The 10882-nt window shown below is 70.4% G+C and carries 7 protein-coding genes; 3 read left to right on the plus strand and 4 right to left on the minus strand.

All coding sequences use genetic code 11. The features are described 5' to 3' along the window. Nucleotides 1-85 precede the first annotated feature (85 nt). From ACO1X9_RS15275 to ACO1X9_RS15290, 4 genes are all read right to left on the minus strand, one after another. Nucleotides 86-4033 carry a collagen-binding domain-containing protein gene (locus ACO1X9_RS15275; RefSeq protein ID WP_486351708.1) on the minus strand — a complete coding sequence of 1316 codons (3948 nt, stop codon included), beginning with the start codon at nt 4031-4033 and terminating at the stop codon, nt 86-88. Between the two features lie 251 nt (nt 4034-4284). After that, the gene (locus tag ACO1X9_RS15280) at nt 4285-5154 is read right to left on the minus strand and encodes a serine hydrolase (RefSeq protein WP_486351709.1); all 870 of its coding nucleotides are present in this window, start codon (nt 5152-5154) and stop codon (nt 4285-4287) included. A gap of 94 nt (nt 5155-5248) precedes the next feature. Further along, the gene (locus ACO1X9_RS15285; RefSeq protein ID WP_486351710.1) at nt 5249-7219 is read right to left on the minus strand and encodes a M13 family metallopeptidase; all 1971 of its coding nucleotides are present in this window, start codon (nt 7217-7219) and stop codon (nt 5249-5251) included. 10 nt (nt 7220-7229) lie between these two features. Beyond that, the gene (locus ACO1X9_RS15290) at nt 7230-8294 is read right to left on the minus strand and encodes a LacI family DNA-binding transcriptional regulator (protein WP_486351711.1); all 1065 of its coding nucleotides are present in this window, start codon (nt 8292-8294) and stop codon (nt 7230-7232) included. A 70-nt stretch (nt 8295-8364) separates the two neighbouring features. Here ACO1X9_RS15290 and ACO1X9_RS15295 point away from each other — a divergent pair, with 70 nt between their 5' ends. The 3 genes from ACO1X9_RS15295 to ACO1X9_RS15305 all read left to right on the plus strand — a co-directional run. Next, the gene (locus ACO1X9_RS15295; RefSeq protein WP_486351712.1) at nt 8365-9618 is read left to right on the plus strand and encodes an MFS transporter; all 1254 of its coding nucleotides are present in this window, start codon (nt 8365-8367) and stop codon (nt 9616-9618) included. Nucleotides 9619-9650: 32 nt separating this feature from the next. Further along, nucleotides 9651-10346: an endonuclease NucS gene (gene nucS / locus ACO1X9_RS15300; protein WP_486351713.1), complete on the plus strand. Its 696-nt coding sequence runs from the start codon at nt 9651-9653 to the stop codon at nt 10344-10346. Then, the coding region (locus ACO1X9_RS15305; RefSeq protein WP_486351714.1) for an HAD hydrolase-like protein at nt 10346-10882 on the plus strand (537 nt) is incomplete at its 3' end. The genes nucS and ACO1X9_RS15305, both read left to right, overlap by 1 nt.

The raw sequence follows: 10882 nt of genomic DNA on the forward strand, positions 1-10882 counted from the left end.
GCGACGGTCTTGACACCTGCCCGGCAGGGGCGGAAGGTGCCCCGCTCGAGGAGCGGGACACCCTCCGGAATCCGGATGCTGCGGGTTACCGCGCCACGTGACGGGCGCGACGCATCCGGACGAACTGCACGGCGACGAGCACCAAGCCGGCCTGGAGCAGCAGGATCGCGAGGATCCACACGCCGTTCGAGTTCTGACCGGTGAAGGCCAGGGTCTCGAGGTCGCAGAGGATGGTCGCCGGCGCGGTCACCGTGAGCACCCAGGTGTCCTTCGACAGTGCCGACCGCGGGTCGTCGGCCACCGCGATCACGGTGTAGGTGCCGGGAGCGACCTTGGTCTGCGCCGTGGTGATCTGCGCGCCGCCCTGGAAGTAGTACTTCACGCCATCCATGATGTCGACCGTGATCGTGCCGCGGTCGTCGCCGGTTGCGTTGCAGACCGCCGACTTGGCCGACGCGGACGGGTCGAACTGACCGAGCGTGCACAGGTCCTTCGGAAAGTCGACCGTGAGCGGGAAGACCTCGTGGCCGGGCTTGATCGAGATGGTCGGGTCGACGGCCTCCGCGAACACGAAGTAGTCGCCCGCCGGGTAGGCGTACTTCACATTGCCCACGGTGGTGTCGTCACCGACGGCGACCTTGTCGCTGCCGTCCGCCTTCGTGCCGATGAACCACTGCACACCGGCGAGGTGCACGACCGTGATCGAACCGTCGAGCGTGTTGGTCGACTGCGGGTCGCAGATCTCGGGGTCGGCGAACGGGTCGAGCGGCGTCGTGTAGACGTTGTCGCAGCCGACCGCAGCCGGCACGTTCACCGTGAAGGTGTCGATGCCGCCCTTGAGGTAGTGGCCGGCCGCAGGAACGACGGTGACCGTGTGCGCGCCGGTCTTCGACGTCGACACCGAGGCCGTCTTCACCTCGACGCCGTCGAGGAAGTACGTCATGTCGTTGTTGAGCGTGAAGAGCAGCGACCCGTCCTTCGTGCCGCCGATCACCTTGTCACAGCTCTGCGGCGTGACGACGGGGGCGACGTACTCCTCCTCCTCGCAGTCGACGACCGCGACGGTGCCGGTGAACTGCGACGGCCCCGTGTTCGTGACGCCGGGGATCGCGCGCACGTCGACCTGATACGGGCCTGCCGGGAGGTTCACCTTGTCGCCGGCGGCGTAGTCCGTGCCGCCGATGCTGTAGATGAGCCCCGGGGTCGTGGTGGGGATCGTGACGTAGGCGCTCGACGGGCCGGTGAGGATGTCGCACCGGCCGGCCGTGAGCAGCGGCTCCTCGGCCTTGTTGCAGTCGAGGTCGTCGATCTTGATCGTGAACGAGTCGGGTCCGGTGTTCGTCACTCCCGCGGCCGCGGTCACGTCGACGATGTAGGTGCCCGCCGCGACGGTCGTGGCCACACCGGGGGTGAGCACCGCGCCGCCACGGATCGTGTAGGTCAGGCCCGGGGTCGTCGTGGTCGCGGTGAGCGACGCGCCGACCGGGTCGCCGTTCGCGTCGCACTGGGCGACGGCGAGCGTCGGCTCGACGGCCTTCTCGCAGCTGAGCGCGGCGACCGTGATCGGGAACGAGGTCGCCCCGGTGTTGGTCACTCCGGCCTTCGCCGTGACGGTCACCGTGTAGGTGCCCGCCGCGAGCTCGACCTTGCCGGAGAGCGCCGCGCCGCCGTTGATGCCGGTGATGCGGTACTCGAGCCCCGGGGTCGTGCTCGGGATGGTGATGAACGCCGAGGTGAAGACGCCGCTGGTGACGTCGCACTGCGCGCCCGTGAGGGTCGGCTCGACCGACTTCTCGCAGGTGAGCGCGGGCAGGACGATCGTGAAGGACGACGGGCCGGTGTTGGTGACGCCCGCCTTCGCCGTGACGGTGACGGTGTAGGTGCCGGCCGGGAGGTTCACGGTGCCGGAGAGCGGCTGGCCGCCGTTCTGGCCGGCGATGCGGTACTCGAGGCCCGGCGTCGCGGTGGTGATCGTGATGTAGCCGGTCTGGTAGACGCCCGTGGTCGGGTGGCAGGCCGCGGCCGTGATGGTCGGTTGCACCGCCTTCTCGCACGTGACGGCCGGTACGACGATCGTGAACGACGACGCGCCGGTGTTCTGGTAGCCGGGCTTCGCGGTCACGTTCACCGTGTAGGTGCCGGCCGCGAGCTGCACGTTGCCGCTGAGGGCCGCCCCGCCGTTGACGCCGGTGATGCGGTACTCGAGACCCGGGGTCGTGCTCGGGATGGTGATGAACGCCGACGTGAGCGTGTTGTTCGTCGGGTTGCAGACCGCGAGGGTCAGCGCCGGCTTGACCGACTCGTTGCAGTCGTAGGCGCCGACGACGATCGTGAACGACGACGGACCGGTGTTCGTGTAGCCGTTGGTGGCGACGACGTTCACGGTGTGGCTGCCGACCCCCAGGTCGACCTTCTGGCCGGGGGTGAACGGCGCTCCGCCGTTCATGCTGTAGGCGAGGTTCGCCGTCGACGGGATCGTGATGAACGCGCTGACGAGCGCGCCCGACGTGGCGTTGCACTCCGCGACCGTGAGGGTGGGCTTCACGGCTTCGACGCAGTTCACGCCGTCGCCCTTCGGCTTCACCGTGATGGTCCACGTGTCCTGCGCGCCGTTGAGCGTGTAGCCGGCGGCCGGGACGGCCTTCACCGTGTACGTGCCGGGACCGGCGCCGTTGGTCGCGCCGCTCCAGGTGACGTTGGCGACCGTCGGCAGCACGAGGGTGCCGTCGACGTAGCAGGTCGGGGCGGTCGCGCTCGGAACGGTCGAGACGACGACCGTCGTCGGCGGGATCGTGGCGCACGGCTTGTACGAGATGTGGTGGATCTCGGCGCCGCTCGTGATGACCATCGACTTCGCCGCGATCTGGCCCTCGATGCCGCCGGAGGTCAGGTTGAGCTGCGCGCGGGGAGCGAGCACCGAGCCCTTGACGAACTCGGTGGTCGAGAGGTTGAGGGTCGTCGCGTTCGCGACGTTCCAGAGAACGTACTCCTCGTCGATGTTCATGAGCACCGGCGCGGCGACCGTGACCGTGTTCGATCCGGTGAGGTCGATGATGAACGGCGTGGCCGCGCTCGGCTTCACGTCGCCGAAGAACAACTTGGTGACGCCCGACAGGGTCGAGGCGTTGACGCGCAGCACGTTCGTCGTGTTGGGGACGAGGGTCACCTTCATCCCGTCGCCGCCGTTCGACTGCAGCGTCACGAGGGCGACATCGTCGTCGTCGTAGCCGGCGATCGTGGTCGCGTTGGCACGCATCGTGTCGAACGCACCGGCGAAGGTCGAGCCGAAGAGACCGGGAGCCTTCACCTGGTCGAGCGTCGCGTTGGCGGACATCCGGATGAAGCGGTCCTGCGCGGTGACGGGGTGGTAGCGGTTGCTCTCCTTGACGGAGGCGCCGGTCGTGTCGCCGACGCGCGTCGCACCGGCGTTGACCTGGAAGGCCTCTCCGCTGTTGTTGAGCGTGACCTTTCCGCCGACGAGCAACCCTGTGCTCTTGCCGTCGACGACGGGCAGCGGGGTGCCGTCGTGGTTGTTCTGCACGTGGTACTGCTGGCTGACGATGAGGTCGCCGCCGACCGCGGCGGTGCCTTCGACGTGCGCGCCGCCGTTGTTGACCGTGAGGTTGCCCTCGGTGATGATCGTGAACCACTTCGCCTGCACCATCGGGTTGAGGCAGGCGGCGGTGCACGGCGTGGTCGTGCCGGTGAACGCGGTGCCCTTCGACACGAGACGGTCGTGGTTGTTGTGCTCGGCGTCGACCTCGACGATGTACGTGTGCGCGACGCTGCCGTCGAACGAGTAGCTCTTGCCGGTGAAGTTGTCGCCGAACGTCTGGGTGTCGACGACCTTGCCGTCGATCGTCACCGTGAACTTGTTGGTCGTCCCGGAGCCGTAGTACAAGAACTTGACCTCGAGACCCGCGCACGACGCGGTGACGGTCGGGGTGTGGGCGGAGGCCGGCAGGGCCACACCGATGGTGAGGCCGACCGCGAGGATCGCGGTGGTGAGGGCGGCGACGAAACGCTTGAGCACGGGGGAGTGTCCTTGGGGGATCTCGCCGAGGGCATGCCCTGCCTCGGCTCGGACCGGCGACGCTCCGGCGGGGGCCCGGACGGGTTCGCGTCGCAGATATGTGGGGGTTGTGCGGTGTGGCGACCTGGGGCGGCGCACGAATTACGGGTTCGCGCGCCGGTCGCACGGTCGACGCTAGGCGGTCCCCCAGAATGCGGACACACCCCAGTCCGGGGGGTCCCCCTTAAAGGGGACCGGGTGTCACCCGAGGGTCAGTGCACGTATTCGAGCAGATCGAGCCCCACGACCCGCAGAGCGTCGAGCACGCGCAGCCGCGCGGCGAGACCGCTGTCGTTGAACTGCACCGACGCGGCGTACGCGACGGCACCGGCGGGGCCGCGGAGTACGCCCGCCTCCGACCGTACGCCCGTGTCGCTTCCGGTCTTGTTGACGAGCAGGACGCCGTGATCGGTTCCGCGGTGCGACAAGGGATCGAGGCCGAACGCGCTCGCGACCATCGACAGATCGGAGTTGAGCGAGAGCCAGCCGAGCACGCGGCTCGAGGTGAGCGTGTCGACGACCTCACCGCGCGCGAGGGCCGCGAACAGCCACGCGAGTTCCGCGGTCGAGCCGACTGAGAGCTGCGGGGCGTCGTCGGGCCCGCGCGAGTCGCGCACGAGGTCGAGAAGGGCCGTGCGCAGCAGGCCGAGCGCCTCGGTGCGCGAGCGGACGGCATCCAGCCCCACCTGTCGGAGCAGCACATTCGTCGCGAGGTTGTCGCTCGTGGCGCCGACGAGCGTCGCGAGGTCGGCGACGGGGAGGGAGGGAGCCTGCAGGTGCTGCCAGATGCCGCTGTCGCCGACGGAGTCCCGCGGCGTCTTGTCGAGGATCCCGTAGCCGGAGAAGTCGCGTTCGGTGAGACGCGCCGACACCTCGACGAGCAGCAGGATCTTGCCGATGCTCGCCGTGGGCAGCACGATGCGCTCATCGATCGCGACGAGCGTGCGCCCGGTATCGAGGTCGGTCACCGAGGCCGAGACCTGCGCTCCGTCGTAGGCGAGGTCGCCGAGCGCCGTGAAGGTCGCAGAGAAGTCCTCGGTCGCATGCGGCGACCGGTGCCGGGGCGCCCGGACGGTGCGCACGCGGTCGCGGCGCGGGGTCCCAGCCTGCACGTCTACCAAGGCGTCCTCAAACGAGAGCGGCGGTGTTGCTTCGGGTGTGGCACTTCGGGGTGGATCACCAGATCGTGACGCGATCCTCCGGATCGAGCCACAGGGCGTCGCGCTCGGTCACGCCGAACGTGTCATAGAACACGTCGATGTTACGGACGATCTGGTTGCATCGGAACTCCGCGGGCGAATGCGGGTCGATCGACAGCAGCCGCAGAGCCTCCTCGTCGCGCAGCTTCGTGCGCCACGCCTGCGCCCAGCCGAGGAAGAACCGCTCCGCCGCGGTGAGCCCGTCGATCACCGGCGGCTCGGACCCGTCGAGCGAGAGCAGGTACGCGTCCCACGCGATCGAGAGCCCGCCGAGGTCGCCGATGTTCTCGCCGATCGTGAGCGCGCCGTTGACGTGGTGACCGGGCAGCTGGCGCGGTTCGAGCGCGTCGTACTGGGCGATCAGGGATGCCGTGCGCGCCTCGAACGCGGCCCGGTCGTCGTCGGTCCACCAATTGGTGAGCTTCCCGTCGCCGTCGTACTGCGACCCCTGATCGTCGAAGCCGTGCCCGATCTCGTGCCCGATGACCGCGCCGATCGCGCCGTAGTTGGCGGCGGCATCCCGGCCCTCGTCGAAGAACGGCAGCTGCAGGATGGCGGCGGGGAAGACGATCTCGTTGAACCCGGGGTTGTAGTAGGCGTTGATCGTCTGGGGGGTCATGAACCACTCGTCGCGGTCGATCGGCTTGCCGATCTTGCCGAGCTCGCGCTGGAACTCGAACTCGGCGACGGCGCGCACGTTGGCGATGAGGTCGGTCGCGTCGATCTCGAGCGTCGAATAGTCGCGCCACTTGACCGGGTAGCCGATCTTGGGGGTGAACTTGGAGAGCTTGTCGAGCGCCTTGGCCCGCGTCTCGTCGGTCATCCACTCGAGGTCGGTGATCGAGCGGCGGTAGGCCTCGACGAGGTTCGCGACGAGGTCGTCCATCGCGACCTTCGCGCCGCCCGGGAAGTGCCGCTCGACGTAGACGCGGCCGATGGCCTCGCCGAGCGCGCCCTCGGTGACGGCGACGCCGCGCTTCCAGCGCGCCCGCAGCTCCGGGGTGCCCGTGAGCTTGCTGCCGTAGAAGTCGAAGTTCGCCGCGACGACCTCGGCGTGCAGGTACGGCGACGACGAGCGGATGACCTGCCAGCGCAGCCAGTCGCGCCACGCGTCGAGCCGGTCGTCGGTGAGCAGGGGCGCGAGACCCTCGAGGAAGGACGGCTGCCGCACGACGACCTCGGCGAACGAGCTCGCGGGCACGTCGAGCGCGTCGAGCCAGCCGTTCAGCAGGGCGGCGCGGTCGCCCGCGAGGGCCGCGGCGGCATCCCAGGTCATCGGGTTGTAGGTGGCGACCGAGTCGCGGCAGCGCACCTTGTCCCAGTGCTGCGCCGCGATCTCGGTCTCGAGGTCGAACACGCGCCGGGCGGCCGCGGCGGCGTCGGGGATGCCCGCCATGCCGAGCATGCGCTCGAGGTGCGCGAGGTAGGCGGCGCGGATGTCGGCGAACGTGTCCTCGCGGAAGTACGACTCGTCGGGCAGCCCGATGCCGCCCTGCTCGAGGAAGACGAGGTAGCGCTCAGGGTCGCCCGGGTCGTTGTCGACGAAGGCCTGCACGAAGCCGCCGACGCCGGCCCGTTCGAGGCGTCCGAGGGCGGCGACGAACGACGGGATGTCGGTGGGAGCCGCGGCGGTCTCGAGGTCGGATGCGATCGCCGACCAGCCGAGCTGCTCGATGCGGGTCTCATCCATGAAGGAGGCGTAGAGGTCGCCGAACTTGCGCTGCTCGGTGCCCGGCTCGGCGGTCGTCGCCTCCTCGATGATCGCGTGGACGGCCTTCTCGGCCTCCTCCGCGAGCATGTAGAACGAGCCGTAGCGCGCCTTGTCGCTCGGGATCTCGGTGCGGTCGATCCACGAGCCGTTCGCGTGCCGGAAGAGGTCGTCCTGCGGACGCACCCCGGCATCCAGCTCGTCGATCTCGATTCCACTGGGCAGCTGCGCGTCGGTCACGGCAGCCAGCCTACGAGGGGACGGGCCCGGTCGTCGTGCCGATACGCAGCTCGCAGCGCAGGAGAACGGGTTCGGGCTGCTCCCCCGCGAGCGCGGCGAACACGGCGGCTGCCGCGGCCGCGCCCTTCTCCACCGCAGGCTGCACGAGAGTCGTGAGCACGTGCGGTGCGGCCTCGTCGAGCCGCACCCCGTCGAAGCCCAGGATGCTGACATCCCGCGGCACGTCGAGGCCGAGCTCTTCGGCGGCGCGCAGCACCCCGAGGGCGAGCAGGTCGCTCTGCGCGACGATCGCCGTCGGACGCTTACCGGCCGGGACGTCGAGCAGGCGCAGGCCGGCGACGTGACCGTCGTCGACCGAGCTGCCCGGCGCGGAGAAGCCCGGCGCGGCGGGGAACACGTCGCGGAGCCCGGCGAGCCGCTCGCGCGCGGTGTGGCCGGTCGCGGTGCGCTCCCGCTCGGGAGTCAACGGCTCGGCGGCGCGCGCGACATCGAGGGCGAGCGTCACGACCGCCACGTCGCGATGTCCGAGGTCGCGCAGATGCTCGGCGGCGCGGCGGGTCGCGTCGCGGTTGTCGAGGTCGACGACGTGCACCCCGTCGAGGGCGTCGGCCTCGACGGCGACGATCGGGATGCGGCGGCGTCGCAGCGTTTCGACGGAGGAGCTCAGGTCGAGGCTGCAGCCGAGCAGGATGGCGGCGTCCATCGGCGACGACGCGAGATCGACGTCGCCGTCGGCGGCACGCGGGATGACGAGCAGCCCGGCGCTCGCGTCGCCGAAGGCGTGCGCGACGCCGTCGAGGAAGGCGAGGTTCATCGGATCGCGGAAGGCGTCGGTGAGACGGTCTTCGGTGACGACGGCGATGACGCCCGACTTGCCGCGGCGCAGCGACCGCGCGGTGGGATCGGGACCGCCGTACTCGAGCTCGGCGGCGGCTTCGAGTACCCGTGCCCGGGTGGCCGCTGCGACGGGCCCGGCGCCGCTGTAGACGAGCGAGGCGGTCGAGACCGACACGCCCGCGCGGGCCGCGACCGCGGCGAGCGTCGGCCGCGGGGTCGCACTCGCCTCGGGCTCCATGGGGTGCTAGCGTACTCGAAACGATTCGATCGAAACGATTCGATCACTGCCAGTACCGCTCGGAGCATCCATGTCCGCCACCGCCGCCACCGCCACGGTCCGCCGCGCCATGTTCGGCGTCTTCCTCACCTTCGCCGTGAACGGCATCGTGATCGGCGGCTGGATCTCACGGCTCCCCGCCATCCGCGACGCACTCGGCCTCGACACCTCCCAGGTGGGCGTCTTCCTCGCGGGGATGGCACTCGGCGCCGTGCTCGGTCTGCTCACCGCCGCCGCAGTCGTGCACCGTCTGGGCGCTCGGCGCACCATCCTCGCGGCGCTCGCGCTCGGCGCCCTCGGACTCGTCGTGCTCGCGGTCGGCGTCTCGGTCGTGGCCTCGTTCCCGATCGCCCTCGCCGGCGGTGCGATCTTCGGCGTCGCCTGGTCGGTGTGCGACGTCGCGATGAACGTCGAGGGCACCGCCGTCGAGCGGGCCATGGGCCGCACCCTCATGCCGTGGTTCCACGCCGCGTGGAGCCTCGGCTCGGTCGCGGGAGCCGGCACCGGCGCCATCGCGGCGTTCCTCGGGATCGTGCCCGGCATCCACATCGCGATCCTCGTCGGCGTCGTCGTGCTCACCGCGGTGCTGCTCCCCCGCCTGCTGCCGCACGAGCTCGAAGACCCGGACGCGATCGCCGTGGAGGGCCCCACCGGGTTCCGCGCGCAGCTCGCCGCCTGGCGCGACCCGCGCATCCTGCTGCTCGGCGTGCTCGTGCTCGGCATGGCCTTCGCGGAAGGCTCCGCCAACGACTGGCTCGCCCTCGCCATGAAGGACGACCGCGGTTTCGACGACGGGCAGGCCGCGCTGCTGTTCGGCGTCTTCACCGCCGCGATGACCATCGGGCGCATCGCCGGGGTGCCGCTCCTCGACCGCTTCGGGCGGGTGCCCGTGCTGCGCGCCGCCGTCGCGATGGCCGCCGTCGGGCTCGGCGTCGTCATCCTCGTCGAGTACACGCCCGTCATGATCGCCGGCATCGTCGTCTGGGGACTCGGCGCGTCGCTCGGCTTCCCGGTCGGGATGTCGGCCGCCGGAGACGACCCGAACGGTGCCGCCGCCCGTGTGAGCGCCGTCGCGACGATCGCCTACTGCGCATTCCTCGTCGGCCCGCCCGTGCTCGGCCTCGTCGGGCACCAGGTCGGCATCCTCAACTCGCTGTGGATCGTGTTCGCCCTCATCGTGCTCGCGGCGGTCGGCATCCCGGCGGCGCGGGAGCGCCAACAGTCGCGCTTGGATGGAGCCGACCGCGCTCGGACGGACAACCAGGCGGGTCCGACCGCGCTCTGATCCAGCCGAGCGGCTCCCCGTAGGCTGGACGGGTGCGTCTCGTCGTTGCCCGCTGCTCCGTCGACTACGCCGGACGGCTCTCGGCGCACCTCCCCCTCGCGACGCGGCTGCTCGTGCTCAAGGGCGACGGCAGCGTGCTCGTGCACTCCGACTCGCTGTCGTACAAGCCGCTCAACTGGATGAGCCCGCCCTGCACGTTCAGCGTCGAGGAGGTCGACGAGGAGCGGGCCGCGGCCGGCGTCGTCGCGCTGTGGCGGGTGTCGCAGGCGAAGACCGCCGACATCCTCGTCATCTCGATTCACGAGATCCTGCACGACTCCACGCACGACCTCGGCGTCGACCCGGGCCTGCAGAAGGACGGCGTCGAGGCCGACCTGCAGAAGCTGCTCGCGGAGCAGATCGAGTTGCTCGGCGAAGGCTACGAGCTCGTGCGGCGCGAATACATGACGGCGATCGGACCCGTCGACATCCTCGCCCGCGATCCTGAAGGCGCCCACGTCGCCGTCGAGATCAAGCGCCGCGGCGGCATCGACGGCGTCGAGCAGCTCACGCGGTACCTCGAGCTCATGAACCGCGACCCGCACCTCGCGCCCGTCGCGGGTGTCTTCGCGGCGCAGGCCATCGCCCCACAGGCGCTGACGCTCGCGGCCGACCGCGGCATCCGCACCCTGCTGCTCGACTACGACGCCATGCGCGGGCTCGAGACCGGGCACGCGAGACTGGTCTGATGGACGCCGACCGGCAACGCCCCGAACGGCCCTGCTCCGCCGTGCTGTGCGACCTCGACGGCACCATCGTCGACTCGGCGCCGGGCATCACGTCGTCGCTCGCCTACACCTTCGCAGCGATGGGGCTCGCCGTGCCGTCGCCCGCGCGGCTGCTCGAATGGGTCGGGCCGCCGATCATGGACTCGTTCCGCGACCTCGCCGGATTCGACCCGCTCACGTCGGCACGTGCCCTCGCGATCTACCGCGAGCACTACGTGCAGACGGGCGTGTTCGACGCCGAGCTCTACCCCGGGGTGCCCGACGTGCTGCGGGCGATCCACGACGCCGGCATCCCCCTCTCGCTCGCGACGTCGAAGCCCGAGTCGACGGCGACGCTCATCCTCGAGCACTACGACCTCGCGCAGTACTTCGACGAGCTCACCGGCGCGAGCGAAGACGAGGTGCGCAGCGCGAAGGCGGATGTCGTGGCCGAGGCCCTGCGCCGGCTGCGGCTGCGCGGCGACGACCTCTCGCGTCCCGTCATGGTCGGCGACCGG

It is taken from the genome of Pseudolysinimonas sp. (assembly GCF_057350545.1).